Source organism: Micromonospora sp. BQ32 (genome assembly GCF_059358895.1).
Window position 1 is genome coordinate 97239 of sequence record NZ_JCADBI010000005.1, and the last position, 26784, is coordinate 124022.

Below are 26784 nucleotides of genomic sequence, written 5' to 3' on the forward strand. Positions count from 1 at the left end.
CCTGACGCGACGGAGCTGACACCGCGACGAGCGCTATACCTCAGAGTCATATTCATACCCGTGAGGTATAGCGCTCGATCCGGAGTTGGCCGCCGCGTCGGTCAGCCGGACCACCGACCGGCGGGCCGCCAGACCGGCGGGCCGGCAGTGTCACCAGAGCGGGCGGACCGCCCCGACCGGAACGCCGCCGCCGAAGAGCGGCACCTCGGCGTACTCGGTCAGTACCGGGGCGTCCACACCGAGCCGGCGCAACGCGGAGACCAGTACCGGCATCCGGGCCCGGTCGGCCCCGTCGTCGATCTTCAGCGCGACGGCGCCGACGCCCGGCAGCGCCACGGCGATTACGCCCTCGGCGCCGACCTTGGCCAGCAGCCCCGGCACACCCCGCATCAGCCGGGTGTCGTCGGCCTGGGTGCCGCCCACGATCTCCGGGTACGCCCGCATCGCGTCGGCCACCGTGCGCGGCACCGAGCCGGGCTCCGCGTCGACCAGCCGGAGGTACGCCCCGGCCAGGCCGGTCAGCGACACCGCAAGCACCGGAGCGCCGCAGCCGTCGACCCCCACCGCCGCCGCCTGCTCGCCGGTGAACTCCTCAATGGCGGCCCGCAACCGCTGCTGTAGCGGGTGCTCCGGCCGCCAGTAGCCCTCCCGCGACCAACCGGCGGCCTCGCAGGTCAGCAGCATCCCGCTGTGCTTGCCGGAGCAGTTCATCTGCACCCGGCTCGGGCCGCCACCGGCGCGGAGGACCGCCTCCCGGGCCGCGGCGCCCACCGGCAGGTCGGGCGGGCAGTGCAGCGCCGACGCGTCCAGCCCGGCGCGCTCCAGCAGCGCACCGACCCGGGCCAGGTGAAATTCCTCGCCCGCGTGACTCGCCGAGACCAGCGCCACGTCGGCCGGGTCGGTCAGGGCCAGGCCGGCCCGGAGCATCCCGATGGCCTGCATCGGCTTGCTGGCCGAGCGGGGGAAGATCGGCGAGGTCACGTCTCCGGCGGAGGCCACCGCGACACCGGCGGCGTCCAGCACCACCACCGAGCCGCGGTGCGCACCCTCCACGAACCCGGACCGGACCACCTCGGCGAGCGGCGCGCCGCCCTCGTACGTCTTCGTCACGCGCTGGACGGTACCGACGGTCCGGGGGTGCCCGGCGGCGGGGTGACCAGGAGGTCCACCGCCCGGGTGACAGGGGCGCGGGACAGACCCGGCCTTACAGCCCGAGCAGTTCGCGGGCCTCGGTGGTGGTCAGCGGCGGGCGCTGGGCGAGCTGGGCGAAACCCACCGCCCGGGCGACCAACTGCATGTTGGACTCCACCGGGCGGCCCTTCGCGTACGTCACCGTGTCCTCCATACCGACCCGCAGGTGCCCGCCGGCCGACAGCGAGGCCAACAGCACCGCGATGGTGCTCCGGCCGACGCCGGTGGCCGAGAAGGTGGTGCCCTCGGGCAGGTCCCGCAGCATCCGATGGGCCGCGACCAGGGTCTCGGTGGTGCCCGGCATACCGCCCGGCACACCCATCACGAAGTCGACGTGCACGTGCCCGCCGGCCGGCAGCCCGTACTTGCCGAGCAACCGCTGCAACGCGGACAGGTGACCCAGGTCGAAGATCTCGTACTCCGGCACGATTCCGCGTTCCTGCATCCGGGTGTGCAGGTCGACGATGAACTCCCAGCGGTTGAGGAAGACGTCGTCGCCGAAGTTGACAGTGCCCATGGTGCAGGAGGCCATGTCCGGTCGGGCGTCGAGCACGGCGAGCCGGGCGACCTCCGGGTCGGTCACCGCCCCGCCGGAGGAGAGCTGCACGATCAGGTCGGTGCTGTCCCGCAGCGCCGCCACCGTGTCGGCCAGACGCACCGGGTCGAGCGTCGGTCGGGCCTCGTCATCGCGGATGTGGACGTGGATCACGGCGGCGCCGAGCGCCTCGCACTCCTTGGCGGTGAGCAGCAACTCGTCGAGGGTCACCGGCAGCGCCGGCACCTCCGCCTTGGCCGACTCAGCGCCGGTCGGGGCCACCGTGATCAACGTCCCTGTTGTCATGCCGGCGATCCTAGACGGCCCGCTCAGGACGGGTCGATCGCCGCCGCGGTCTCACCGATCAGCAGGGCGGCGTCGTCCGGGACGTTCCGCTTCAGCACCGCGAGCGCGACCTGGCCCAGCTCGTGGTGCAGCACGGCGGTGCCGACGAAGCCGACCGCCCGGCCGTCGAGGGTCACCGGCGTACCGGCCACCGGCGGCTGATCGGTGGTCACCCCGTCCAGATGCAGCAGTACGAGACGACGCGGCGGCCGGCCCATGTTGTGCACCCGCGCCACCGTCTCCTGCCCCCGGTAGCAACCCTTGTCCAGGTGCACCGCCGGGGCGATCAGGTCGACCTCGGCCGGGATGGTCCGGTGGTCGGTGTCCACCCCGACCCGGGGTTGCCGAGCGGCCACCCGGATCGCCTCGTACGCCCAGAGCCCCGCCACCGGCACCCCGGCACCGCGCAGCTCCGCCACCACCTGGTCCATCGCCGACCGGGGCACCAGCAGGTCCACCCCGAGCGGACCCCGTCGGGCCCAGCCGCCGATCGGCAGCGGCCGTACGTCGTACCGAACGCTCGCCCGGGGTGGCACGGCACCGTGCGCGAACTTCGGACCCGGCACCGCGACCACGTCCGGCGCGGCGAGCCCGGTCACGCCGAGCGTGCCGAGCGCCTCCATGGCCGCCGGCCCGACCAGCGACAACAGTGCGCGCTCGGCGGTCGCGTCGCGTGGTTCGACCTTGCTGAAGAACCGCATCTTCTCCAGGTAGGTCAGCAGGCCCTGGGTCGCACCGGGCTCGGTGTCCAGCCAGGCGGTCTCGCCGTCCTCGGCGACCATGGCGTGCTGCTCGACGTGGCCGTGCGGCGACAGCACCAGCAACTCGGTGCCCTCGTTCGCGGAGAGGGTGGTCAGGTGCTGTGAGGTGATGGTGTGCAGCCAGCCGGCTCGTTCCTCCCCGGGCACCGCGATGACCCCGCGGTGCGACCGGTCGACCAGACCGACAGCGGTGTCGAGGGTGCGCTGCTCACGCAGCGGGTCGCCGTAGTGCGCGGCCACCCCCCGCACGCCGGCCGCGACGTGCGCCGGATCCGGCTGGTCGCGGCTGGCCTCGTCGATGCTCTCGACGGCCACCGCACCCGCGATGTCGATCATTTCTGGTCCCCGTTCTCGCAGCGTGCGCAGACGCCGAAAAGTGACACGTGCCCGATGTCCACCCGAAACCCGCGCTGCGCGGCCAACTGGTCGGCGAGGGGGCAGAGCAGCTCCGGATCGATCTCGTCGATCGCGCCACACTCCCGGCAGACCAGGTGGACGTGTTGGTGTTCACCGGCGGCGTGATAGGTCGGTGAGCCGTGCGACAGGTGCGTGTGGGTGACCAGACCGAGCCGTTCCAGCAGCTCAAGCGTGCGGTAGATGGTGGTGATGTTGACCCCGGCGGCGACCTCCCGGACCGCGGTGTGCACCTGCTCCGGGGTGGCGTGGCCCAGATCGAGCACCGCCTGGAGGACGAGCTGCCGCTGGGCCGTCAGCCGCAGCCCGCGGGCCCGCAGCATTTCCGCGAGGGAGGATTCGGACACCGTCCGATCATAGTTCGGCCACCAGGCTGTTCCTCGCACCGCGATCGATCACCGCTACGCTCGACGGTCATGGTGAGGTCGTCCGTCGGGAAGGCCGCGGCCGACCCGACCGCGCGGATCGCCGTTCTGGGGCGTGGCCCGGTCCCGCCCGGCGACCCGGTGCTCCGCGGTGACGACCTCGGGGTGCTGCACGGCGACGGCCTCTTCGAGACCATGCACCTGCGGGACGGCCAGCCGTGGCTGCGCGACGAACACCTGGCCCGCCTGGCCACGGCGGCCACCGCCGTCGAGCTGCCCCTGCCCCCCACCGCCGCGCTGGTCGACCTGCTGGACGAGGTGCGGACAGGCTGGCCGGCACCGGTGGAAGGAGCACTCCGGTTGGTCTGCACCCGAGGCCCGGAGGCCGGCGGCCCGCCCACGGTCTACGCCACGCTGGCCGAGGTTCCGGCGTCCGCCCGGGCCGCCCGTCGGGACGGAATCACGGTGGCCACCCTGCCGCTGGGGCTGCCCGCCGCCGCCCGCAACGAGCTGAGCTGGCTGCCGGCCGGCATCAAGTCCACGTCGTACGCGGTCAACAGCGCCGCCCGCCGCTGGGCCCGCCGGGCCGGCGTGGACGACGTGCTCTGGATCTCGTCCGACCGGTACGCGCTGGAAGGCCCCACCGCCAATGTGGTGTGGCTCACCGGCGACACACTCTGCACGGTGCCGGCCGCCAGCACCGGCATCCTCGCCGGCACCACCGCGGCCTGGCTGCTCGCCCACGCCACCGGGCTGGGCCTGAGCGCCGCCGAGCGGCTGGTCACCACCGACGAGCTGCACGCGGCCGACGGCGTGTGGTTCACCTCGTCACTGCGCGGCGCCGCCGAGGTGCACACCCTGGACGGGGTGCGTCGGGCTCGCTGCCCGCGCACCCCTGCCCTCCAGGCCCTGCTGGGTTTTCCCGTCTAGCCAGCCGCCGACCGTCGAGGTCAGCCGCCGACCCGGACGAGCCGGGCCGAGAGGTGAGGGCTGAGCCCGTGCCCCATGGCGGCCATCTCCTGGGCGTAGAGCAGCGCACCCTCGACGATGCCGAAGAGCCGGTGCCCCCCGGTGACCTCCTTGGCGGTCGGAGTCCGGATCACCGCATCGGTGGCGAACTCGACCTGCGTGCCGGTGCGCTTGCCCAGGTGCAGCTCCATCACCCCGCTCGGGGTGGTCAGCAGCGCCTCCAGCTCGTCGGTCGCCCGACCGTCCACCAGGACCGGCCGCCACCAGCCGACCTCACGACCGGCCGGACGGACCGGCTTGCTCTGCTCGTCGAGGATCCAGGCCCGCGACTCGTAGTGCAGGAACGGTCGGCCGTCGTGGCTGATCCGGATCTCCTGCGCGTAGTCGAAATCCTCGATGGTGGGGAAACCGCCCTTGCCCCGACCACGCCACAGGCCGATGTACGGCAGTAGGGCATCCAGCGCGGGGTGCAGCTTCGGCCCGACGCGCAGGTCGTGACTCTCCTCGAACGGGTACTCCTCGACCGGCGGCGCGTTCAGCCACGGCGGCTGCAGCGGGTTCTCGCTCACCAGCGTCACCAACGTCCTCTCGAAATGCGTACGGCAAGGTAGACCAGGCCACCGGCGAGCCCGCCCAGGCCAGCGACCAGCAGGCTGACAAACCCGATCTCGGTAACCATCCCGGCCATCCTATGCTGGGCCACATGGCCCGCACTCTCGTCGTCAAGGCCACCGCGGGGGCGGACGCCCCGGAGCGGTGCGCACAGGCATTCACCGTCGCCGCAACGGCGGTCGCGGCCGGGGTGGACGTCTCGCTCTGGCTGACCGGTGAGTCGACCTGGTTCGCGCTGCCCGGTCGCGCCCAGCAGTTCGACCTGCCGCACTCCGCGCCCCTGGCCGAGTTGTTGCACGTCATCCTGACCAGCGGCCGGGTGACCGCCTGCACGCAGTGCGCGGCCCGACGGGAGATCGGCCCGGACGACGTACTCCCCGGGGTCCGGATCGCCGGTGCCGCGGTCTTCGTCGAGGAGGCGATGGCCGAGGGCGCGCAGGCACTCGTCTACTGACCGCACGGCGGCGGTGGGTCGATCCGAGCGGAGTGCCGATACCGACCCGACATCTCGGACGGCTGCCTACGATTCGGATGTGACCGAGGCGGCGGAGAGGTTCTTCGAGGCACTGCCGTCGCGCGCACCCGACGTCCTGGGCGGCCTGGCCGACGGCACCCTCCAGATCGACCTCGGCGAGGACCACCGCACCGAACACTGGCTGGTCCGGATGCGGCCCGGATTCGTCCAGGTCAGCCGGGGGCGTGGCCCGGCCGACGCCATCTGGTACAGCAGCGCCGCCCTCTTCGACCGACTGATCACCGGCGAGGCCCAGGGGGTCGCGGCGGTGCTGCGCAACGAGAGCACGTTCAGCGGGAACGTGGTGCTCTTCCTCGCCTTCCGCCGGTTCTTTCCGAACCCGCCCGGCACCCGCGACCCCCGCGAAACGGCCCGTCGAGCAGCCGGGCGCCACAGGTGAAGGACCTCGTCAGCATTCTGGACGGCAACACCTTCCTGGTCAGCGACCGGCGTGGGGACATCGAGCCGTCCTACGACTTCCCCACCGGGCTGTTCTCCTTCGACACCCGCTTCCTGTCCAAGTGGGTGCTCACCCTGGACGGCGAACGGCTGCACGCCCTCTCCGTCGACGATGCCGAGTCGTACCGCACCAAGTTCTTCCTCGCCCCCGGCGAACCCACGCACTATCTGGACGCCAAGGCGTCGGTGATCCGCAGCCGGGCGATCGTGGGTAGCTTCGAGGAGGAGCTGACCGTGCTGAACCACCTCGGCGCGGAGGTCGAGTGCACCCTCCGGATCGAGATCGGGGCGGACTTCGCCGACCTGTTCGAGATCAAGAATTCTCGGCAGAAGCGGGGCCGGACCACCGTCACGGTCGCCGAGAAGGAGCTGCGGCTGACCTACCGGCGGGAGGCGTTCCACCGGGAAATGCAGGTCCGCACCACCGCGCCGGCACAGGTCGACGACACCGGGATGACCTTCCGAATCCGGATAGCCCGCAACGACAGGTGGACGACCCGGCTGCACGTTTCCAGCGTCGTCTTCGGGGCCCGCGGCGAGGACATCCGGGCCACCCTCCCGTACGGCGGCAGCCGCAGCGCGGACGCCATCCGGGCCGAGCAGCAGGAGCTGATCGACCGGGCGCCGAAGCTCGGCTGCGACTGCGAGCCGTTGGCCGGGGCGTACCGGCGCAGCCTCAACGACCTGGCCGCGCTGCGCTACGAGTCGATCGCCCTGGGCGTGCGGCTGATCGCCGCGGGGCTGCCCTGGTTCATGACCCTGTTCGGCCGGGACAGCATCATCACCTCGTTGCAGGTGCTGCCGTTCCTGCCAGAGCTGGTCCCACCCACCATCCTGATGCTGGCCGGACTACAGGGTCAGCGGGTGGACGACTTTCGGGACGAGGAACCCGGCAAGATCCTGCACGAGCTGCGGTACGGGGAAACCGCCGGCTTCGAGGAGCAGCCACACTCGCCGTACTACGGGTCGGCCGACGCGACGCCCCTGTTCATCATCCTGATCGACGAGTACGAGCGGTGGACCGGCGACGCCACCCTCGTCCGCAAGCTGGAATCGCAGGTCCGCGCGGCGTTGGAGTGGATCGACACCTACGGTGACCTGCTCGGCACCGGCTACCTCTGGTACCAGACCCGCAACCCGGAGACCGGCCTGCAGAACCAGTGTTGGAAGGACTCCTGGGACGCCATCTCGTACGCCGACGGCCAGCTGCCCGGCTTCCCCCGGGCCACCTGCGAGTTGCAGGGCTACGCGTACGACGCGAAGGTCCGGGCCGCCCGGCTGGCCCGCAATTTCTGGAACGACCCGGAGCTCGCCGACAAGCTGGAGCGGGATGCCGCCGACCTCAAACGGCGGTTCGACCGCGACTTCTGGATCCCCGACCGGGAGTACTACGCGCTCGCACTGGACGCCGACGGCCGGCAGGTGGACGCGCTGACCTCGAACATCGGGCACCTGCTGTGGAGCGGCATCGTGGACGAGTCGCGCGCCGGCAAGGTGGTCGAGCACCTGCTCGGGCCACGACTGTTCTCCGGTTGGGGGGTGCGGACGCTCGCCGCGGACGAGGGACGCTACAACCCGATCGGCTACCACGTGGGCACGGTCTGGCCGTTCGACAACTCGATCATCGCCTGGGGGTTGTGGCGGTACGGCTTCCGGGAGGAGGCCGGATTGCTCTGCGACACGATGCTGGCGGCGTCCCGGTACTTCGAGGGGCGGCTGCCGGAGGCGTTCGCCGGCTACGCCCGGGACCTCACCGACTACCCGGTGGAGTACCCGACCGCGTGCAGCCCGCAAGCCTGGTCGACCGGCACCCCGCTGCTGCTGCTCCGGGTGATGCTGGGATTGGAGCCGCACGGCGAGCACCTGATCATCGACCCGGCCGTGCCACCGGGGATGGGCCGGGTCGAGCTGCTGGACATCCCCGGCCGGTGGGGCATGGTCGACGCGTTGGGCCGCAGCCGTGATCCGGAAGACCAGCCGGACCGCAGCTGAGCTGAGCGGGCTGCCCGGCTCAGCCCGGGCAGCCGACGGTGGCGGCCACCCGGGTGGCGTCCGGGCTGATCTCGGCCAGCACCGTGACGGCACCGGTGCGGTACGCGTACACCGGGGGTTGGTCCAGCAGTGGGGCGTTGCCGGCCAGCAGGGCGAGAGCGGCGGTCGAGGCCGCCGGGCCGGGGCCGTTCGCGGACCGCGCGGTGCGGGCGATCCCACCGCCCGGGCAGGGCGCGGTGACCAGCTCCGGCGCGGCGTCACCCGGCCGGTCGAGTGCCCGCAACGCCGCGGTCAGCGCGGCGGTCTCCGGGCCGGCTTCGGTGGTCGGGGCCGGCGGGTAGCCGGCGCCGACCGGCCGGCAGCCGGTGTCGACGACCAGGCGCACCCGGCCGTCAACGGTCGGCCGTCCCTCGACGGCCACGAATTCTCCGGCGTCGGCGCGCAGCTCGGGGCCGTCCACCCCGGGCCCGACCCCGGCCCGCCAGCTGGCCGGCAGCCGATCGGCGATGCCGGCCAGCACGGCCTGCCCGTCACCGGGGGCCGCGAGCACCCCGACCTCGCGCCGCAGCCTCGCCCCGTCGGCGAACGGGGTGACCCGGCAGCCGGACGCGATCCGCGCCGGGCCCAGCTCCAGCAGACCGGCCGCACCGGCCGCGTGGGCCAGCTCGCCGACCGCCCGGTCGAGCACCGGGCCGGCCTGATCGAGGGAACGCTGTTCGCGCACGGTCGGCGGGTCGTCCCGCACCGACAACCAGGTGAGCCCGGCCAGCAGGACGGCCCAGGCCACGGTCGCAGCCAGCAACCATCGCCGCCGAGACCGGGTCGGTGTCGGCGCGGCAGGGTCGGCCGAGGAGGCCCAACCCGTCTGGACAGCACCGCTCACCCGGCCATGGTGTCACGCGCCCGCCGCCGGGCCGGCGGCGGAGGCGGTCGGCAGGCTGGGTCAGTGGCCGCTCAGCCGCGACGGCGGGTCGAGTCGATAGCCGACCCCTCGCACGGTGTGCACCTGCGGTCCGCCCGGCAGGCCCCGCAACCTGCGGCGAAGCCGTTTGACCGTGGCCTGCAGCGCCGTGGTGTCCGCGCCACCCAGCGCGGAGGCGCAGAGCTGTTCGTAGCTCCACACCACCAGCGGCGGGCCGATGAGCAGGGCGAGCAGCTCCCGTTCGGTGGGAGTCAGCGGGAGCGGCTCGCCGCGCCAGGTCACCTGGTGGCCGGCCCGGTCGACCACCAGGTCACCCCACTCGACCGGGCCCTGCGCCTCGGCGAGCGGAAGGACGGTGGGGTTGACCGGCGTCGGACCCGCCGGTGACGACAGCAGCTCACGCAGCTCGGTCAGGTCGGCGCAGCTGAGCACCGGGGCGAGCCCGTCGAGTTGGCTCAGCACCCGCTCCCGCATCGAGATGTCCGTGCCCACGCAGAGGACGATGGGGACCGCTTCGTCGGACCCGCCGCTTTCATCCCTGAATTCCACCCGTAGATAGTGACGCATGCCAATGAATTTCGGCACCCGCCCCGGCGTGCCGGCGCGCTGCGAAGAAACGACCGGGGCCGGCCACCCCCGGAAGGGCGACCGGCCCCGGTCGATCAGAGCAGTGGGTCAGGCGACGGTGACGGCAACCTCGTTGACGCCCCGGCCGGCAGTGACCGCGGTGTCACCGTTGCCGTGCCGGGACAACGCCCGCAGCGTCCAGGAACCCGGCGCGGCGAAGAACCGGAACTGCCCGGCGGCCGAGGTGACCACCTCGGCGGTGAACTCACCGGTCGAGTCGAGCAGCCGGACGTACGCGCCCGGCACCGGCTCGGCCTCGGCGGAGCGGACGATGCCGGTGATGACGGTTTCCTTCTCCAGGTCCAGGCTGGCCGGCAGCGGCGCGGCCTGGTCCGGTGCGGCGCAACCCGCGGCGGTGGGAAGAGTCATGATCAGGCCTCCCCGGGTTCGTCGCCGAGCGCGACCGGCACACCGACCAGCGAGCCGTACTCGGTCCAGGAGCCGTCGTAGTTCTTGACGTTGCGGTGACCCAGCAGCTCCTGGAGCACGAACCAGGTGTGCGACGAGCGCTCACCGATCCGGCAGTACGCGATGGTCTCCTTGCCGTCGTCGAGCCCCGCGTCGCCGTAGATCTTGCGCAGGTCGTCGTCGGACCGGAAGGTGCCGTCCTCGTTGGCCGCCTTGGACCACGGCACGCTGATCGCGGTGGGGATGTGGCCGGCCCGCTGCGCCTGCTCCTGCGGCAGGTGGGCGGGGGCGAGCAGGCGACCGGCGAACTCGTCGGGGCTGCGCACGTCGACCAGGTTCTTGGTGCCGATCGCGGCGACGACCTCGTCGCGGAAGGCCCGGATGGAGGTGTCCGGCTCCTGCGCGACGTACTGCGTCGCCGGGCGGGACACCTGGTCGGTGACGAGCGGGCGGGCGTCCAGCTCCCACTTCTTGCGGCCGCCGTCGAGCAGCTTCACGTCGCGGTGGCCGTAGAGCTTGAAGTACCAGTAGGCGTACGCGGCGAACCAGTTGTTGTTGCCGCCGTACAGGATGACGGTGTCGTCGTTGCTGATGCCCCGCTCGGAGAGCAGCGCCTCGAACTGCGTCTTGTTGACGAAGTCCCGGCGGACCTGGTCCTGAAGGTCGGTCTTCCAGTCAATCTTGATGGCGCCGGCGATGTGGCCGGTGTCGTAGGCCGAGGTGTCCTCGTCGACCTCGACGAAGACGACGCCCGGGGCGTCGAGGTTCTTCTCGGCCCACTCGGCCGAAACGAGTGCGGTGTCGCGACTCATCGAATCACTCCCTGGTGAGGATGGATGGTGAGCCAACGCGCGCGAATCGATGGATGTATCTGTCGCACCACGCGCGGGACCCAGCGGAAGGACGGGATCACGGGTTCGTGCGACGGCGCCGCTGCCGGGCGTTCGGTGGGATAACCGGAGGGTGCGAGAACCCTGTGCCGGTGGCCGCCGTCAGGCGGCCGGAGACAGCCCCGCCGTCAGATGACGGGGCGACACAGGCAGGTGGCCACGCGGCACAGGTCGACCGCGCGCCGTTTGGTGAGGTGGGTCCCCATGGCCAGGGAGCCTACCAGCCAGTGACCGTGCTGCCACTCAGCCGACCACCATCCGGGAATCCCCGGGGACGCCGAGGATTTCGGCGTCCCACCACGCTTCCGGCGTCAGTTGACGGAGTTGATCGGCACGTTCTTGGCGTCGGCGGTGACCGCCAGCCCTTCCGGCAGTGGACGGACCTCCCGGACAGCGAGCTGGAACGGCAGGTCCGGGAGGGGCACGTCGATGGAGATGCTCTTGGCGTAGTTGCTGAGGAAGGCCCGGGCCAGCGGCAGGTTCGGCAGACCCGCGGCGTCCAGGTCGTTGAAACGCAGGGCGACGGCGCCGTTGTCGGCGACGGTGACGTCGGCGGTGCCGCTGATGGTGAGCTTCTGACCGAGGATGTCGGCCGGGGCCGTGACGGTGAGCTTGCCGTTCTGCTCGCCGAGGGTGAGACCCGGGCGGTTCAGCAGCGCGGCCAGACTCTCGTAGCTGATCGTGCCGGCGCCGTTGACGGTGTCCGCCACGACGTCACCCTGGCCGGAGCGCAGGGTGTCCAGCGAGGCCCGAACATTGCGGGCCGTCACATCGAGCACCGGCAGTCGGACGGCGTCGCCCTGGACCGGGGCCTGCACGTCCCGCAGGTTGATGGTGATCCGCTGGTAACGGCCATCAAGCACCTGGGTGAGGAACGGGGTTCCGCCCACCTCCACCTCAGGCTCGGCGGATTGGGCGCCCTGCTTGGTGATCTCCTGGCGGACCCGGTCGGCAATCATCCGCTCGGCGACCCCGACCGCCACCCGGTCGGCGACCACCAGCAACCCCGCCAGCAGAAGAAGCAGCACGAACAGCCCGATGAGCAGCTTGCGGCCACGCCGTCGGGGTCGCGCCTCGGTCACCGGATAGTCCTGTGCCACGCCGCCTCCTGTCTCCGCCCGTCGCGCCGCGACGGGTCGTTCGCACCGACACCGCAGGGCGGCGCACCCGTAGGTACCCGACCGCCTCCGCGCTCAACCGTGACTCAGAGGAAGAGCATGCACATGGCGTACGCGGCGGGCGCCGCCAGGGCGAAGCCGCCGAGCGGGCCCTGCATGTGCCGGGCCACCCACATCGTGGGCGGTTCCCCGGCCATCAACCGGCCCGCCTCCGCGTACCCCACGGCGAGGTCGGAGAGGACGGCGGTGACCGCCGCGACCAGGCCGATCACGGCGGCCCGGGTCGGCGTGAAGGGAGCCACCAGGTAGCTGCCGAGGAGGGCGCTGGTCAGCGTGCCGACCATCGCGCCGGCCACCACGCCGGCGGCGCCCCGGGGCACCTGCGGGGCCAGCCGGGGCCAGGGCAGTACGGCGTCGGTGAGCCGGGCGACGGTGAGCGCGACACCGCTCGCAGTCAGGCAGACGGTGATCGCCTGGGTGCCGGCCGGGATCCGGCTGAGCACGATCAGGGTGCCGAAGGCCACCACCCCGACCACGATGAGCAGCGTGGCGCCGAGGGAGTCGGTGACCCGAACCCGGTCGACCCGACGAACCAGCTGGCCGAGCACCGCGGCGAGGAACCCGCCAGCGGCCAGGTAGCCCAGCGGCGCCAGACCGGCGACGTCGGTCTGCACCGCGGCGATGTCGGCGAGCGCCGCGACAGCGGCGCTGATGCCGGCTACCACCAGCAACGCGGGCGGACGCATGGCCATCGTCCAGGCGAGCACGAACAGCAGTTGGACGCCGAAGATGATGAAGGCGAACGGCAGCCGGTGACCGGGGCCCGACGTCTGCGCGCCGAGCACCAGGCCGACACCGAGCAGCGCGGCGAAGCCGGCGATGGTCAGCGCCAGCTGCCGGTGCACCTCGACCGGGGGTATGACCTCCTCTTCCGGCTCGTCGATCTCGTCTTCGGATCGGCGGGCCGGCTCGCCGGCGCGACGGGCACGGCGCGGCCCACCCCGTTCGCGGCGATCGCCATCGGTGGTGGCCGGACCGGTACGCGGCGCGGGCGGCTGGCCGCGCGTCGGTGCGGCGGCCGGGCCCGGTTGGGGCCCAGCGGGCCACGATTCGCGGCCGGCCTCGGGCGAGGTGGAGGGAAACACGACCCGATCGTGCCAGACCGACCGCCCGACGCGGTGGTCACGGGTTTCAGCGACGTTAAAATCCGCGCCACGATCAGGGGCAAGATAGACAAACGGGAAATTGCCTGACGGCGCGGCCGAGGCGATCGGTTACGCTCAACGCGTTACCCGCCCGTCAGCGACGCCGGGACCACGCAATTTCTCAGCGCACTCCTTGATGAGTGCGACTGGTCGCGTGCGGCCTCGCGCCGCCGGGACGGAGGTGATCGTGGAGATCCTGCTGCTGGTGACCGCACGCGCAGGGGAACCGTCGGCTGTGCTGCCGGCACTCGACCTGCTGCCGCACTCGGTCCGCACTGCGCCGCGCGACGTCCGCACCCTGGTCGCGGGCCCCAGCCCGGACGCGGTGATGGTGGACGCCCGTTCGGAGCTGAGCGAGGCCCGGGCGACCTGCCGGATGTTGCACGCCACCGGGCTCGGCGTGCCGCTGGTCGCGGTGGTGACCGAGGCCGGCCTGATCGCACTCAACGCCGACTGGGGCGTCGACGACGTCATCCTCGCCTCGGCCGGTCCCGCCGAGGTCGAGGCACGGCTACGGCTGGCGGTGGGCCGGCTCAGCAACGCGACCGCCGGAGCGGGTGGCTCGATCCGGGCCGGCGAGCTGACCATCGACCCGGACACCTACGCGGCCAAGCTCAAGGGCCGCCCGCTCGACCTCACCTACAAGGAGTTCGAGCTGCTGAAGTTCCTGGCCCAGCACCCGGGCCGGGTGTTCACCCGGGATCAGCTCCTGCGCGAGGTCTGGGGCTACGACTACTTCGGCGGCACCCGCACGGTGGACGTGCACGTCCGGCGACTGCGCGCCAAGCTCGGCTCGGAGTACGAGTCGATGATCGGCACCGTCCGCCAGGTCGGCTACAAGTTCGTCGTTCCGCCGTCGCGGTCACTCCCCGAGCCGGAGCACGCGCCCCTGCCGGTCTGATCTACGGATCACTCCGGGGAGATTTCCCCATATGCCCCTTTTTGCGCAGCTTGGCAGCTCTATTCTGACTGCCGGGTTTGTCGGAGAAAGGGGCGACGGTGCGCGCACTGAACACGGGGGCGACGGGCCGGCGTGACCGGCGAGCTGGGCGGAAGTCGTGACGCGGGGCAGTTCCACCGCGCGGGCCGCGGGGGTCGTGACGCTGGTGGTGGCGGGGCTGCTCGGCTCCGCGTACGCGCTGGGCCGCAGCCTCCTCCCCGACCAGACGCCCCGGCAGTCCACCGGCGTCACCACGAGCGCCGACGGGCCGCACTACGCCGACCAACCCGGCGTTGGTGAGCCGGGCGGAGCCCCGAGCGACAGCGCCGGCCCGGCCGAGACCGGCCAGGACGGGTCCGGACGAGACGCCGGAGGCGACAACCTGTTCGGCGCGTACGCCACCACCGGCACCCCGCGGCTCGCGCTGACCTTCGACGACGGGCCGGACCCGCGCTACACCCCGCAGGTCCTCGCCCTCCTGGCCGAATACGACGTGCGTGCCACGTTCTGCGTGGTCGGCGAGAACGCGCAGAACCACCCCGACCTCGTCCAGTCGATCGTGACCGCCGGGCACACCCTGTGCAACCACTCCTGGCACCACGACATCGGCCTGGGCGCCCGATCGGCCGACGCGATCCGCTCCGACCTCCTGCGCACCAACGCGGCGATCCGGGCGGCGGTGCCGGACGCTCCGATCGTCTGGTACCGCCAGCCGGGCGGAGCCTGGACGTACCCGGTGGTGTCGGTGGCACAGCAGCTCGGCATGACCCCGCTGCACTGGTCGGTGGACCCGTCGGACTGGGAGCTTCCCGGCGCCAGCAAGATCACCGCGACCGTGCTGAGCCAGGCCGAACCAGGCTCGGTGGTGCTGCTGCACGACGCCGGTGGAGACCGAGAGGGCACGGTGGAGGCGCTGCGCCGGATCCTGCCCGACCTGACCGCCCGGTTCGAGCTGGAGGCACTCCCCACCGACCCGACGTGAGCCGCGGCTTTACGGCGACGGTCCGGGCGCCACGACACGTAACGGATACGGTGGCGGAATGAGCAGCGCGGAGCCGACCAGCGACCAGGTGACCCGGAGCGACCGACTGGCGTCGACGGAGATCGCCGACGTACTGGCCCTCGCCAGCGCCGCGGGTGACACGGACGGAGCGGACCCGCTCGACGAGCACGTCCTGCTCCGGCTGCGCGACCCCGAGGCCCCCGCCGTGCATCTGATCGCCCGCGCCGACGACGGCACCCTCACCGGGTACGCGCACCTGGACACCACGGACCCGGTCGGCGGGATCGGGGTCGAGCTGGTGGTGCACCCCGCGTACCGGCGACGGGGCACCGGGCGGGCGCTCGCCCGGGGCGTACTCGCCTCGGCCACCGGGCCGCTGCGGGCGTGGGCGCACGGCGACCACCCCTCGGCCGCCGCGCTCGCCGTCGACCTCGGCTTCACCCGCGCCCGGGTGCTCTGGCAACTGCGTCGGCCGTTGGCCGCCCCGTTGGGTGAGCCGCGCCTGCCCGACGGGGTGGCGCTACGCGCGTTCCACCCCGGGGCGGACGACGTGGCCTGGCTGGCCCTCAACGCGCGGGCCTTCGCCGAGCACCCCGAGCAGGGCCGGTGGACGTCGGACGACCTGCGGGTCCGCCTCGCCGAGCCGTGGTTCGACCCGGCTGGCTTCCTGCTCGCCGAGGAGACCGCGACCGGCCGGCTGCTCGGTTTTCACTGGACCAAGGTGCACGAGCGGCCGGGGTCGGCCCGGATCGGCGAGGTGTACGTCCTGGGGGTGGAGCCGACCGCGCACGGCGGCGGGCTGGGCCGGGCCCTGACCACCGCCGGGCTGGCACATCTGCGGGACAAGCGCGGCCTGGACCGGGTGATGCTCTACGTGGACGACTCGAACACCGGGGCCGTCGCGCTCTACGAGCGGCTGGGCTTCGCCCGCTGGTCCGCGCACATCAACTACCACCTGGGCTGACCGTCGGCCATCGCCGTGACCCGGTCACCGGTAGGTAACGGCCGGGCGTCGGCGACATAACGGCGAACCGGAAATGTACCCATAATTCCGACAGGTGTACCCCGGTTCACTTAACGGACAACTCACCCTCAGCAAGCGGTCACCTCGGGGGCCGTACGTGTTCACCTTGCGTTCACTTGCGACCGGCGAACCGGCTACCTGGCACTTCTAACTTTCGTGTCAGCCGGTCAGTGCCGGTCCTCGGGCCCCGGGATCGGGGTGCCAAGTCAGACGCGAAGGGAAACCCCTCAGGTGAAGCTCCAGCGGTACGGCACTATTGCCTGCCTCGCTCTTGCTGCGACGCTCGGTCTCAGTGCATGCGGCTCGGACAACAACGAGCCCAGCACCAGTGCTTCGGGCTCGGCCGCCGCGGTCGACTGCGCCACCGGCACGGTGAACGCCCAGGGCTCGTCGGCCCAGAAGAACGCCATGGCCGAATGGATCAAGGCCTACCAGCAGAAGTGCCAGGGCACCACGATCAACTACGAGGCTTCCGGCTCGGGCGCCGGCATCCAGGCGTTCATCGCCGGGACCGCCGACTTCGCCGGTTCCGACTCCGCGCTCAAGCCGGAGGAGCAGCCGCAGGCGGACGCCAAGTGCGTCGGTGGCAAGGCCATCCACCTGCCGATGGTGATCGGCCCGGTGGCCGTCGCCTACAACGTCAGCGGCGTGGACAACCTCCAGCTCAAGCCGGCCACCCTGGCGAAGATCTTCGCCGGCAAGGTCACCAAGTGGGACGACGCCACGATCAAGGCCGACAACCCGGGCGCCACCCTCCCGGCGACCACGATCCAGACCGTCCACCGTTCGGACGAGTCGGGCACCACCGACAACTTCACCAAGTACCTCTCGAAGACCGCTGAGAGCGACTGGACCCTGGGCAACGCCAAGGCGTGGAAGGCCCCGGGCGGCACCGGCGCCAAGGGCTCGGACGGCGTGGCCAGCCGGGTCAAGGGCGCGGACGGCTCCATCGGCTACATGGAGTGGTCGTTCGCCGAGAACGCCGGTCTGAAGATGTCGAAGATCGGCAACGGCAACGGCGAGTTCGCCCCGCTGACCGCCGAGGCGGCTGGCAAGACCATCGCCGGCGCTGCCGTCGAGGGTCAGGGCGACGACCTCAAGCTGAAGATCGACTACAACACCAAGGAGGCCGGGGCCTACCCGATCGTCCTGGCGACGTACGAGATCGTCTGCAGCAAGGGCCTCGCGGCCGACAAGCTGAAGCTGGTCAAGGGCCTGCTGGGCCACGCCGCCAGCGCCGAGGGCCAGGCATCTCTCACCGAGCTGGGCTACGCCCCGCTGCCGGAGACGGTCCGGACCAAGGTCGAGACCGCGGTCAAGAACCTCTCCTGACCCGATTCCACACCTCCGCAACCGAATCGAGCGAGCAGATGGGTGAAACCCCTCACCGCTCGGCCGACGCCGGCACCGGCGGGACGCGCGTGACCCAGAGTCACGAGTGGCCCGCCGGTGCCTCGGCGCGTGTGGCCGAGGCACCAGTCAGCACCCGTTCCCCGGGCGGCACCGGGCTGGGCGGCGGCGGCGCGCTGCCGCGCAGCCGCAAGTTCGGCGCCGAGCGGGCCTTCCGCGGTCTCACCCTGGCCGCCGGCACCGCCGTTCTGGTCATCATCGCCGCCATCGCGATCTTCCTGGTCGCCAAGGCGGTGCCGGCCCTACGCGCCAACACCGAGAACTTCTGGTCCTACGAGGGCTGGTCCCCCAACGACACCGAGCCGAAGTTCGGCATCGGTGCGCTCGCCTTCGGCACCGTGCTCAGCTCGGCGCTCGCACTGCTCATCGCGGTGCCGGTGGCGCTCGGCATCGCGCTCTACCTGTCGCACTACGCGCCGCGCCGGCTGGGCACCGCGCTCGGCTTCCTGGTCGATCTGCTGGCCGCCGTGCCGAGCGTGGTCTTCGGCCTCTGGGGACGGGACGTCTTCAGCAGCCCCGTCCGGGACTTCTCGGTCTGGCTGAACCAGCACTTCGGCTGGATCCCGCTCTTCGGCGGTGACGGCCCCTTCGGGGCGTCCGTCATGCTGGGTGCCCTGGTGCTCGCGATCATGGTGCTGCCGATCATCACCTCGCTCTCCCGCGAGGTGTTCCTCCAGACGCCGACGGCGAACGAGGAGGCCGCCCTCGCCCTGGGCGCCACCCGCTGGGAGATGCTCCGCACCGCGGTGCTCCCCTACGGCCGTCCCGGCATCATCGCCGCGATGATGCTCGGCCTCGGCCGGGCGCTCGGCGAGACCATCGCCCTGGCGCTGACCCTTGGCATCACCTTCGGCATCTCGTTCAACCTGATCCAGAACGGCGGCAACACCATCGCCGCCAACATCGCCAACGCGTTCGGCGAGGCGAACGAGACCGGCCGGGGCGCGCTCATCGCCTCCGGTCTGGTGCTGTTCACCATCACGCTGATCGTCAACATCACGGCGCGGGCGATCATCTACCGCCGCCGGGAGTTCACGGAGTCGGCCGCATGACCACTACCGCCACCTCCCATCGCACCCGACCGCCGGCCCAGCCCGACTCGCTGCGGGCCAAGCGGCTGCCCTGGTACGCCGCCCCGGCCATCGCCGTGGCAGCCCTGGCGCTCTCCGCCGTGATCGTCTACGGCACCGGCATCGGCGGCCCCGTCCTCGTGGTCGTCCTCGGCGCGATCCTCTACCTGGTCGGGCTCTTCGCCGCCGCCAACGCGGTCGAGGGGCGCCGGTCGGCCCGCAACCGCACCTGGAGCGCACTGATCCACTCCGCCTTCGTACTGGCGGTGCTGCCGCTCGTGTCGGTGGTCTGGACGCTGGTCAGCAAGGGTGCCGACCGGCTGGACGTCAACTTCTTCCAGACCTCGATGAACAACATCGGGGCTCGGGACGCCAACGGCGGCGCGTACCACGCGATCGTCGGCACGCTGGAGCAGGTCGGCATCGCCACCCTGATCACCGTCCCGCTCGGCGTCCTCTGCGCGATCTACATCGTCGAGTACGGGCGGGGCAAGTTCGCCTTCGCGATCCGGTTCTTCGTGGACGTGATGACCGGCATTCCGTCGATCGTCTCCGGCCTCTTCGTGCTGGCGTTCTGGGTGCTGATCGTGTCGCCGTGGTTCAACGACGGTCGGCCCAGCTTCTCCGGCTTCGCCGCCGCGCTCGCGCTGAGCGTGCTCATGCTGCCCACCATCGTCCGGTCCACCGAGGAGATGCTCCGCCTCGTACCGGCGCCACTGCGCGAGGGCGCGTACGCGCTCGGCGTACCCAAGTGGAAGACGATCCTGCGGGTGGTGCTGCCGACGGCGCTGCCCGGCATCGTCACCGGCGTCATGCTCGCCATCGCCCGCGCGGCCGGCGAGACCGCGCCGGTGCTGCTGGTCGCCGGCGGTGGCGCCGCGATCAACACCAACCCCTTCGAGAACAACCAGTCGTCGCTGTCCCTCTTCGTCTACCAGCAGGCCGGTGACGCGTCGAAGTACGCACCGGCACGGGCGTGGACCGCGGCACTCACCCTGGTCGCCCTCGTGCTCATCCTGACGATCGCGGCGAAGCTGCTGGCCCGTCGCAACAGGCTCAGCCGATGAACCCCGGAGGTACCACCATGGCCAAGCGCGTCTCCGCCTCGAACGTCACCGCGTACTACGGCGGCTTCAAGGCGATCGAGAACATCAACCTGACTGTCGAGCCGAAGACGGTCACCGCCCTCATCGGGCCGTCCGGTTGCGGCAAGTCGACGTTCCTGCGGTCGATCAACCGGATGCACGAGGTGCTGCCGGGGGCCCGGGTCGAGGGCAGCCTGACCATCGACGACCAGGACATCTACGACCGGGACGTGGACGTCACCGCGGTCCGGCGCACGATCGGCATGGTCTTCCAGCGGCCGAACCCGTTCCCCACCATGAGCATCTTCGAGAACGTGGTGGCCGGGCTGAAGCTCAACGGGGTCCGCAAGAAGTCGATCCTGGAGGACGCGGCCGAGAAGGCCCTGCGCGCCGCGAACCTGTGGGGCGAGGTCAAGGACCGGCTGGCCAAGCCCGGCGCGGGCCTCTCCGGTGGTCAGCAGCAGCGGCTCTGCATCGCCCGGACCATCGCGGTCGAGCCGCAGGTCGTCCTGATGGACGAGCCGTGCTCCGCCCTGGACCCGATCTCCACTCTGGCGATCGAGGACCTGATGTTCCAGCTCAAGGACAAGTTCACGATCATCATCGTGACGCACAACATGCAGCAGGCCGCGCGGGTGTCGGACCGCACCGCCTTCTTCTCGATCGAGAAGACCGGCGACCCCGGCCGGCTGATCGAGTACGACAACACCCAGAAGATCTTCAGCAACCCCAGCGTGAAGAAGACCGAGGACTACATCACCGGCCGCTTCGGCTGAGCCGCTGGCTCCCGGTCCGCGAGGGGCGTCGGTCAACCTGACCGGCGCCCCTCTTGCGTACCCCGGCCCGGTGTCCGGCGCGGCGCGGCGGCGACCCGGCCCAGCGCGGGGCGGCGCGGGGGCAGCGGTCAGCCCAGGACGAAACGGGGTTCGCCGTTCGGGGGAAGGTCCAGGCGCGGGGTGACCGGAGTGGCGGCGTCCCGGTCGGCCGCGGCCCGCGCCACCCCGGCCAGGTCGCCGGCCGCCGCCACCTGGGCCAGCGTGACCAGGGTCGGTGGCAACATGGTCAGCTCGCCGGCCTGCGCGCGGGCCAGCGCGTCCGCCGGCCGGATCCACAGCGTGTGGTCGGCCTCGCCGGAGACGTCGCGGGTCCGCTGCCCCGCCGGCAACAGAGCGATGAAGAAGTACGTGTCGAAGCGGCGCGGCTCGAACTCGGGAGTGATCCACCGGCTCCAGGGCAGCAGCAGGTCCGACCGAAGGGTGAGCTGCCGGTCGGCGAGCAGCGCCGCGAAGCCCAGCCGGCGCCCCTCCAGGTCCTGCCGGGCGGCCTCCCAGTCGTCGCCACTGACGTCGCCCACCACGGTCTTCCGGTTCGGGCCGGCGAGCAGTACGCCGGCCTCCTCGAAGACCTCCCGCGCGGCGGCGCAGACCACCGCTTGCGCGGCCTGCGGGGCCACACCGAGCCGGTCCGCCCACTCGCCGGGTGTCGGGCCGGCCCAGCCCAGGTGCGCCTCCGAGTCGGAGCGGTCCACCCCGCCCCCGGGGAAGGCGTACATCCCGCCGAAGGTCATCGCGGCGACCCGGCGGATGAGGTACACCTCGAAGTCGGTGCCGGTCGGACGCAGCAGCAACACGGTGGACGCGACCCGCGGCGTTGTCGGGGTGCCACCCTCGGCCTGGAACCGGCGGGCGTGCTCGACCAGGGCGGCCGGGGCGGCGAAGCCGTCACTGTCGGTCGTCATGCCGCGAGCCTAGTTCCCGGCCACGCGGGGTCGCGGTCGCCGCCGATCGCGGCGGACGCGGGGCAGGGCACACGGCCGCGCAACGCGAGCCGCGCAACGCGAGCCGCGCAACGCGAGCCGCGCAACGCGAGCCGCGCAACGCGAGCCGCGCAACGCGAGCCGCGCAACGCGAGCCGCGCAACGCGAGCCGCGCAACGCGAGCCGCGCAACAGACAACGGGCCGGGTAGCAGCAGGCCGGGCGGCGGGCGGTTCACCTGGCTCGGCTAGCGTTCCGGCATGACTCGTTGGGGCATCCTGGCCACCGGCCACATCGCCAGCCGTTTCGCCGAAGACCTCCGGTTGGTGCCGGACGCCGAGTTGGTCGCGGTCGGTTCCCGCGCCGCGGAGAGCGCGCGGCGCTTCGCCGACACGTACGGCGCGAAGCGCGCCTACGGCTCCTGGGTGGAGTTGGCCGCCGACCCGGAGGTGGACGCGATCTACGTGGCGACCCCGCATTCCGCGCACTACGAGGCGGCGATGACCTGCCTCACCGCCGGGCGGGCGGTGCTGTTGGAGAAGCCGTTCACCCTCGACCTGGCCACCAGCACCGAGTTGGTGGAGACCGCCCGCGCCGCCGGGGTCTTCCTGATGGAAGCCATGTGGATGCGGCTGAATCCGATGATCCTGCGGGTGGTCGAGCTGATCTCGGAGGGGGCGATCGGCACGGTGACCGGCGTCCGGGCCGACTTCGGGGTGGCCGGGCCGTTCGGCCCGGAGCATCGGATGCGCAACGCGGCGCTGGGCGGGGGCGCCCTGCTCGACCTGGGGATCTACCCGATCAGCCTGGCCCACCTGCTGCTGGGTGTGCCGCAGCACGTCCGGTCCTGGGCGCAGCTCGGCCCGGAGGGTACGGACGAGAACACCGGCATGCTGTTCGGTTACGACACCGGAGCGCTGGCAACCCTGAGCTGCGGCATGGTCGGGTTGAGCGGGCAGACCGCCTCGGTCACCGGCACCACCGGGCGGATCGACCTGCCGGAGCCGTTCTTCCGGCCGGGTTCGGTGACTCTGCACCGGGCCGGCGCGGAGCCGGAGACGATCGTCGCCGACGGGGCCGGCAACGGCTACCAGTACGAGGCGATCGAGGTGCAGCGCTGCCTGGCCGCCGGCCTGACCGAGAGCCCGGTGGTGCCGCATGCCACGACCCTTGAGGTGATGGCCCTGCTGGACACGGTCCGCGAGCAGATCGGCGTGCGCTACGTCTGAACAGACAAAGGGCCCCCGGTCGCGGCGAGACCGTGACCGGGGGCCCTTTCGGAAACTCAGCCGAAGAGCGGCCGGACCAGCAGGTACGTGACGCACGCGATCAGCGCGGCGGCCGGGAACGTGATGATCCAGGCGAGCACGATGTTGCCGGCCACGTTCCAGCGAACCGCGGAGAGTCGCTTGGTCGCGCCCACACCCATGATCGCCGAGGTGATCGTGTGGGTGGTGGAGATCGGCGCCTTCAGCACCAGGGCGTTGAAGTAGAGCACCGCGCTGGCGACGGTCTCTGCGGCGAAGCCCTCCGGCGGCCCCAGGTCGATGATCTTGCGACCGAGGGTACGGATGATCCGCCACCCGCCGGCGTACGTGCCGAGGGCCAGCATCGTCGCCGAGGTCCAGAACACCCACCCCGGGATGTGCGTCTTGCTCTCCTGGAAACCACCGGTGTAGAGCGCCAGCACCACGATGCCCATGGTCTTGGCGGCGTCCTGCATGCCGTGGCCGACCGACATGGCGGCGGCCGAGGCGGTCTGTGCCCAGCGGAAGCCCCGGTTGAGCTTGCCCGGCTGTCCCTTCCGGAACAGCCAGAGGATCGCCAGCATCAGCAGGTAACCGAGGGTGAGGCCGACGATCGGCGACAGCACCATCGGCAGCAGCACCTTCTCGCCGATGTTGACCCACTGCACGATGCCGCCGGTGGAGAGCAGGGTCGCGCCGACCAGGCCACCGAAGAGCGCGTGCGAGGACGACGAGGGCAGCCCGAAGTACCAGGTGATGAGGTTCCAGGCGATCGCGCCGAGCACACCGGCGAAGACCACCCCGAGGCTGCTCACCCCGGTGGGGAGCGTGACCAGGCCGTCGCCGACGGTCTTGGCCACCCCGGCGCCGAAGTGGGCGCCGATGAAGTTGCCGACCGCGGCGAGGCCGAGGGCGATCCGGGGGGTCAGCGCCCGGGTGGAGACGCTTGTCGCGATCGCGTTGGCGGCGTCGTGGAAGCCGTTGGTGTAGTCGAACGCCAGGGCTACCCCGATCACCGCCAGCACGGCGATGAGTTCGGGTGTCACGGTCACAGGATCAGGACTCCTTGACCGCGATGGTCTCGACGGTGTTGGCCACGTGCTCGAAGGCGTCGCAGGCAGCCTCCAGCTCGTCGGCGACCTCCTTCATCTTCAGCACCGTCAACGCGTCGTACTCACCGGAGAAGAGCCGGACGAGCAGCTGCCGGTTGATCCGGTCGCCCTCGTTCTCCAGCCGGTTGCACTCGATCCAGTAGTCCTCGAGATCCTTCATCGACTTCAGCCGGGGCATCGCGTCGGCGGTCAGCTTGGCCTGCTGGTCGAGCACGTTGACCATCTCGTGCAGCTCGCGGGGCAGCGCCGGAAGCTCGGTCAGCCCGTAGAGGTAGAGCAGGTCGCCGACCGCTTCCAGGTGGTCCATCACGTCGTCCAGCAGAGAGCCGAGCCGGTAGATGTCCTCCCGGTCGAACGGGGTGATGAAGGTCGAGTTGATCTTCTTGTACAGCTCGTGGGTGATCTGGTCGCTGTCGTGCTCGACCTCGGTCAGCCGCTCGCTGACGGACTGCACATCCACGCCGGGCAGGGCCAGCTCGTTGAGCAGCGCGGTGCCCCGGACCAGGTTCTGCGCGGCCCTGGTGAAGAGCTCGTAGAAGGCGCCCTCGGTGGGGCGGAAGGAAAACTTCACAGCACAGACCTCGTCGCGTCGGTGGAAGGGTGGCGGCGCCCGAGAGCGCCCGCTCGGTGAATGCTAGGAAACGGCAGAACCGGGAATTCGCCGGCCCACCCCTGGCCAGGCACCATTCACCGCTCGTTCACCTGCCGTTCATCTCGGCCGCCCCACCCGCACCCGCTCCCCCAGCCAACAGGCGCTTTCGCTCCCGCGCCACGTCGAAATCGGCAGCCGGATACCCCAGTTCGAGCGTGTCGAACGTCTCACGCAGCAGGTGGGCAACCGCCCAGTCGCGGTACCACTTGCGGTCCGCCGGCACCACGAACCAGGGCGCGGCGTCCGTGCCACACCGGCTCAGGGCCTCGGCGTAGGCGGCCTGGTAGTCGTCCCAGTGCCCCCGCGAGTCGATGTCGGAGGGGTTGTACTTCCAGTGCTTGCGCGGGTCGGTGAGCCGATCCAGCAGGCGCTCGCCCTGCTCGGCGTACGAGATGTGCAGCATCACCTTGATCAGGGTGATGCCGCCCTCGGTCAACTCCCGCTCGAACGAGTTGATCTCGTCATAGCGGGCTCGCCAGGTCGTCTCCGGCACCAGCGAGCCGACCCGGGCGATCAACACGTCCTCGTAGTGCGAACGGTTGAACATCCCCACGTACCCCGGCGGTGGCAGCTCCCGGCGAATCCGCCAGAGGAAGTCGTGCCGCAGCTCCTGGCGGGTCGGCGGCCCGAACGAGCGGATGTGCAGGCCCAGCGGGTTCATCGCGCCGGCCACCCGCTTGATCGTGCCGTCCTTGCCGCCGCAGTCCATGGCCTGGAGCACCAGCAGCACCCGGTGCGCCGGCCGCTCCGACCCGGTCTTGGCCATCGCGAAGAGCATTTCCTGCTGCCTGCCCAGCTCCTCGCCGACCAACTCGACCTGTTCCCGCGCCCAGGTCTTGCGGTGCTCGCCGCGGCCCGCCGGCTCTGGCAGGCCGGGCATGGATCGCGGGTCGATCGCGCTGAGATCCACCGGCGCGGTGACCCGGAGCAGCTCCCGCACGGAGCCGCCGTCCGGTGCCACTATCTGCCCTTGCTGGGGTGCGCTCATGCACGGATCATCACCCACCCACCGGCTTTCCGCCCGCCGAGCGCCGCCTCCGGACCTCCGCCTCCGGACCTCGGCCCGCTGACCGGCGCCCCGCCCGCCGACAGCATCGCCAGGCCGTTCCGGGGCTGCCGGCGCGCCCGCTCGGCGGGAGGATGTAGGGCGGGACGCCGACCGGAAGGGGTGGTCTGTCGTGCGGGAGCTGGCGACGGAGTTCGAGGCCGAACGGAGCCGGCTGCTCGCGGTGGCCCACCGGATGCTGGGCAGCCGCAGTGAGGCCGAGGACGCGGTGCAGGAGACCTGGCTGCGCTACGCCGGGGCGCTGGCCGACCCGGCGGTCCGCGCCGAGATCCGGGACCTGTCCGCGTGGCTGACCACGACCTGCGCCCGGATCTGCCTGGACGTGCTCCGCTCGGCCCGGGTCCGCCGGGAGGCGTACCCCGGGCAGTGGCTGCCGGAGCCGGTGGTGAGCCCGTTGGACGGCCGGCCGCCGGCCGACGGCTACGCGCCCGACCCGGCGGAGCGGGCGGTCCGCACCGACCAGGTCGGCACGGCGCTGCTGGTGGTGCTGGAGCGGCTCGCGCCGGAGCAACGGGTCGCCCTCGTGCTGCACGACGTGTTCGCGCTGCCGTTCGCCCGGGTCGCGCGGGTGCTCGGCACCACCGAGGTGGCCGCCCGGCAGCTCGCCTCCCGGGCCCGTCGGGCGGTCACCGCGCCGGACGTACCCCGGCACACCGCCGACCCGGCCGAGCAACGCCGGGTGCTCAAGGCGTTCGTCGCCGCCACCGAGTCCGGCGAGCTGGACCAACTCCTCCAGGTGCTCGCGCCGGACGTGGTCTTCGTCGGCGACTCGGGTGGGCACTTCCCCGCAGCCCGTCGCCCGGTGCTCGGCGCGGAGGCCGTGGGTCGCCTCACGCTCGGCCTGTTCGGCCGGACCGGCCGGTACGCCGACCGGGTGCTGGCTCGGCCCGTGCTCGTCGACGGCGCCCTCGGTCTACAACTGGAGACGACGCACAGCGACGGGCGAACGATCCGCCTGGTCACCGCGTTCGCAGTGGACCAGGGCCGGATCACCGCCATCTACAACCAGCTCAACCCGGAGAAGTTGACCGACCTGCCGCCCCTGGACGCCGACGACGGCTGGCCACCACGCTGGTGAGCCCCCGACCGGGCG

30 protein-coding genes are annotated in these 26784 nt (G+C 71.7%); 13 read left to right on the plus strand and 17 right to left on the minus strand.

What is annotated here, in order from left to right; all coding sequences use genetic code 11:
* Positions 1-150: 150 nt before the first annotated feature.
* From AC5L30_RS12530 to AC5L30_RS12545, 4 genes are all read right to left on the minus strand, one after another.
* Complete coding sequence (locus tag AC5L30_RS12530) at positions 151-1110, minus strand: asparaginase (RefSeq protein WP_328651987.1); 960 nt, start codon at positions 1108-1110, stop codon at positions 151-153.
* A gap of 94 nt (positions 1111-1204) precedes the next feature.
* Positions 1205-2032 (minus strand): beta-keto acid cleavage family enzyme, encoded by an 828-nt coding sequence (locus AC5L30_RS12535; RefSeq protein WP_494867306.1) that lies wholly within the window; start codon positions 2030-2032, stop codon positions 1205-1207.
* Positions 2033-2055: 23 nt separating this feature from the next.
* Positions 2056-3168, minus strand: coding sequence for a CAF17-like 4Fe-4S cluster assembly/insertion protein YgfZ (gene ygfZ / locus AC5L30_RS12540; RefSeq protein WP_494867307.1), 1113 nt, complete (start codon positions 3166-3168; stop codon positions 2056-2058).
* Positions 3165-3593, minus strand: coding sequence for a Fur family transcriptional regulator (locus AC5L30_RS12545; protein WP_494867308.1), 429 nt, complete (start codon positions 3591-3593; stop codon positions 3165-3167). The genes ygfZ and AC5L30_RS12545 overlap by 4 nt, the downstream gene beginning before the upstream one ends.
* A 69-nt stretch (positions 3594-3662) precedes the next feature.
* Here AC5L30_RS12545 and AC5L30_RS12550 point away from each other — a divergent pair, with 69 nt between their 5' ends.
* Positions 3663-4541, plus strand: a complete 879-nt coding sequence (locus tag AC5L30_RS12550; protein WP_494867309.1) for an aminotransferase class IV — start codon at positions 3663-3665, stop codon at positions 4539-4541.
* 20 nt (positions 4542-4561) lie between these two features.
* Here the strand turns inward: AC5L30_RS12550 and AC5L30_RS12555 are convergent, their stop codons facing one another.
* Positions 4562-5152: a heme-binding beta-barrel domain-containing protein gene (locus tag AC5L30_RS12555; protein WP_204946022.1), complete on the minus strand. Its 591-nt coding sequence runs from the start codon at positions 5150-5152 to the stop codon at positions 4562-4564.
* Between the two features lie 2 nt (positions 5153-5154).
* Positions 5155-5259 carry a small membrane protein MtfM gene (gene mtfM / locus AC5L30_RS12560; RefSeq protein WP_030327764.1) on the minus strand — a complete coding sequence of 35 codons (105 nt, stop codon included), beginning with the start codon at positions 5257-5259 and terminating at the stop codon, positions 5155-5157.
* Positions 5260-5271: 12 nt separating this feature from the next.
* Between mtfM and AC5L30_RS12565 the strand changes: the two genes are divergently transcribed.
* The 3 genes from AC5L30_RS12565 (at position 5272) to AC5L30_RS12575 (ending at position 8157) form a co-directional block, all read left to right on the plus strand.
* The gene (locus AC5L30_RS12565) at positions 5272-5646 is read left to right on the plus strand and encodes a DsrE family protein (protein WP_238666984.1); all 375 of its coding nucleotides are present in this window, start codon (positions 5272-5274) and stop codon (positions 5644-5646) included.
* 79 nt (positions 5647-5725) lie between these two features.
* Positions 5726-6106 carry an SCP2 sterol-binding domain-containing protein gene (locus AC5L30_RS12570; RefSeq protein WP_494867310.1) on the plus strand — a complete coding sequence of 127 codons (381 nt, stop codon included), beginning with the start codon at positions 5726-5728 and terminating at the stop codon, positions 6104-6106.
* Positions 6103-8157, plus strand: a complete 2055-nt coding sequence (locus AC5L30_RS12575; protein ID WP_494867311.1) for an amylo-alpha-1,6-glucosidase — start codon at positions 6103-6105, stop codon at positions 8155-8157. Before AC5L30_RS12570 ends, AC5L30_RS12575 begins: the two co-directional genes overlap by 4 nt.
* A 19-nt stretch (positions 8158-8176) precedes the next feature.
* Here AC5L30_RS12575 and AC5L30_RS12580 read toward each other — a convergent pair whose 3' ends face one another.
* The 7 genes from AC5L30_RS12580 to AC5L30_RS12610 all read right to left on the minus strand — a co-directional run bounded on the left by AC5L30_RS12580 (position 8177) and on the right by AC5L30_RS12610 (position 13267).
* Positions 8177-9040: a hypothetical protein gene (locus AC5L30_RS12580; protein ID WP_494867312.1), complete on the minus strand. Its 864-nt coding sequence runs from the start codon at positions 9038-9040 to the stop codon at positions 8177-8179.
* 60 nt (positions 9041-9100) lie between these two features.
* Positions 9101-9553: a winged helix-turn-helix domain-containing protein gene (locus AC5L30_RS12585; RefSeq protein ID WP_494867665.1), complete on the minus strand. Its 453-nt coding sequence runs from the start codon at positions 9551-9553 to the stop codon at positions 9101-9103.
* A 201-nt stretch (positions 9554-9754) separates the two neighbouring features.
* Complete coding sequence (locus AC5L30_RS12590; protein ID WP_091402852.1) at positions 9755-10075, minus strand: DUF1416 domain-containing protein; 321 nt, start codon at positions 10073-10075, stop codon at positions 9755-9757.
* 2 nt (positions 10076-10077) lie between these two features.
* On the minus strand, positions 10078-10926 hold the full coding sequence (locus AC5L30_RS12595; protein ID WP_357351188.1) for a sulfurtransferase: 849 nt from the start codon (positions 10924-10926) through the stop codon (positions 10078-10080).
* Positions 10927-11132: 206 nt separating this feature from the next.
* A complete protein-coding gene (locus tag AC5L30_RS12600) occupies positions 11133-11210 on the minus strand; it encodes an Ms5788A family Cys-rich leader peptide (RefSeq protein WP_310503780.1) in 78 nt (25 codons plus the stop codon).
* A 105-nt stretch (positions 11211-11315) separates the two neighbouring features.
* Complete coding sequence (locus tag AC5L30_RS12605) at positions 11316-12104, minus strand: LmeA family phospholipid-binding protein (protein WP_494867313.1); 789 nt, start codon at positions 12102-12104, stop codon at positions 11316-11318.
* Positions 12105-12208: 104 nt separating this feature from the next.
* Positions 12209-13267 (minus strand): hypothetical protein, encoded by a 1059-nt coding sequence (locus tag AC5L30_RS12610; RefSeq protein ID WP_494867314.1) that lies wholly within the window; start codon positions 13265-13267, stop codon positions 12209-12211.
* Positions 13268-13508: 241 nt separating this feature from the next.
* Here AC5L30_RS12610 and AC5L30_RS12615 point away from each other — a divergent pair, with 241 nt between their 5' ends.
* The 7 genes from AC5L30_RS12615 to pstB all read left to right on the plus strand — a co-directional run bounded on the left by AC5L30_RS12615 (position 13509) and on the right by pstB (position 20635).
* A complete protein-coding gene (locus AC5L30_RS12615) occupies positions 13509-14228 on the plus strand; it encodes a winged helix-turn-helix transcriptional regulator (RefSeq protein ID WP_363612376.1) in 720 nt (239 codons plus the stop codon).
* Between the two features lie 157 nt (positions 14229-14385).
* The gene (locus AC5L30_RS12620) at positions 14386-15249 is read left to right on the plus strand and encodes a polysaccharide deacetylase family protein (protein ID WP_494867315.1); all 864 of its coding nucleotides are present in this window, start codon (positions 14386-14388) and stop codon (positions 15247-15249) included.
* A gap of 58 nt (positions 15250-15307) precedes the next feature.
* A complete protein-coding gene (mshD, locus tag AC5L30_RS12625) occupies positions 15308-16234 on the plus strand; it encodes a mycothiol synthase (protein WP_494867316.1) in 927 nt (308 codons plus the stop codon).
* Positions 16235-16525: 291 nt separating this feature from the next.
* Positions 16526-17626, plus strand: a complete 1101-nt coding sequence (pstS, locus tag AC5L30_RS12630; RefSeq protein ID WP_494867317.1) for a phosphate ABC transporter substrate-binding protein PstS — start codon at positions 16526-16528, stop codon at positions 17624-17626.
* 38 nt (positions 17627-17664) lie between these two features.
* Entirely contained in the window at positions 17665-18756 is a 1092-nt protein-coding gene (gene pstC, locus AC5L30_RS12635; protein WP_355005819.1) for a phosphate ABC transporter permease subunit PstC, read from the plus strand.
* Positions 18753-19841, plus strand: a complete 1089-nt coding sequence (gene pstA, locus AC5L30_RS12640; RefSeq protein WP_494867319.1) for a phosphate ABC transporter permease PstA — start codon at positions 18753-18755, stop codon at positions 19839-19841. The genes pstC and pstA overlap by 4 nt, the downstream gene beginning before the upstream one ends.
* Before the next feature lie 17 nt (positions 19842-19858).
* On the plus strand, positions 19859-20635 hold the full coding sequence (pstB, locus tag AC5L30_RS12645) for a phosphate ABC transporter ATP-binding protein PstB (protein WP_091402861.1): 777 nt from the start codon (positions 19859-19861) through the stop codon (positions 20633-20635).
* Positions 20636-20763: 128 nt separating this feature from the next.
* Here pstB and AC5L30_RS12650 read toward each other — a convergent pair whose 3' ends face one another.
* Positions 20764-21597 carry an NUDIX hydrolase gene (locus tag AC5L30_RS12650; RefSeq protein ID WP_494867320.1) on the minus strand — a complete coding sequence of 278 codons (834 nt, stop codon included), beginning with the start codon at positions 21595-21597 and terminating at the stop codon, positions 20764-20766.
* A 277-nt stretch (positions 21598-21874) separates the two neighbouring features.
* Between AC5L30_RS12650 and AC5L30_RS12655 the strand changes: the two genes are divergently transcribed.
* Positions 21875-22843, plus strand: a complete 969-nt coding sequence (locus tag AC5L30_RS12655; protein WP_494867321.1) for a Gfo/Idh/MocA family protein — start codon at positions 21875-21877, stop codon at positions 22841-22843.
* Between the two features lie 56 nt (positions 22844-22899).
* Here the strand turns inward: AC5L30_RS12655 and AC5L30_RS12660 are convergent, their stop codons facing one another.
* From AC5L30_RS12660 to AC5L30_RS12670, 3 genes are all read right to left on the minus strand, one after another.
* A complete protein-coding gene (locus AC5L30_RS12660) occupies positions 22900-23907 on the minus strand; it encodes an inorganic phosphate transporter (protein WP_196924668.1) in 1008 nt (335 codons plus the stop codon).
* Positions 23908-23917: 10 nt separating this feature from the next.
* The gene (locus AC5L30_RS12665) at positions 23918-24544 is read right to left on the minus strand and encodes a DUF47 domain-containing protein (RefSeq protein WP_030327784.1); all 627 of its coding nucleotides are present in this window, start codon (positions 24542-24544) and stop codon (positions 23918-23920) included.
* 127 nt (positions 24545-24671) lie between these two features.
* Positions 24672-25613, minus strand: a complete 942-nt coding sequence (locus AC5L30_RS12670; RefSeq protein ID WP_494867322.1) for a PPK2 family polyphosphate kinase — start codon at positions 25611-25613, stop codon at positions 24672-24674.
* Positions 25614-25803: 190 nt separating this feature from the next.
* On the opposite strand from AC5L30_RS12670, the gene sigJ reads away from it, so the two are divergent.
* On the plus strand, positions 25804-26769 hold the full coding sequence (gene sigJ, locus AC5L30_RS12675) for an RNA polymerase sigma factor SigJ (RefSeq protein WP_494867323.1): 966 nt from the start codon (positions 25804-25806) through the stop codon (positions 26767-26769).
* Positions 26770-26784 lie beyond the last annotated feature (15 nt).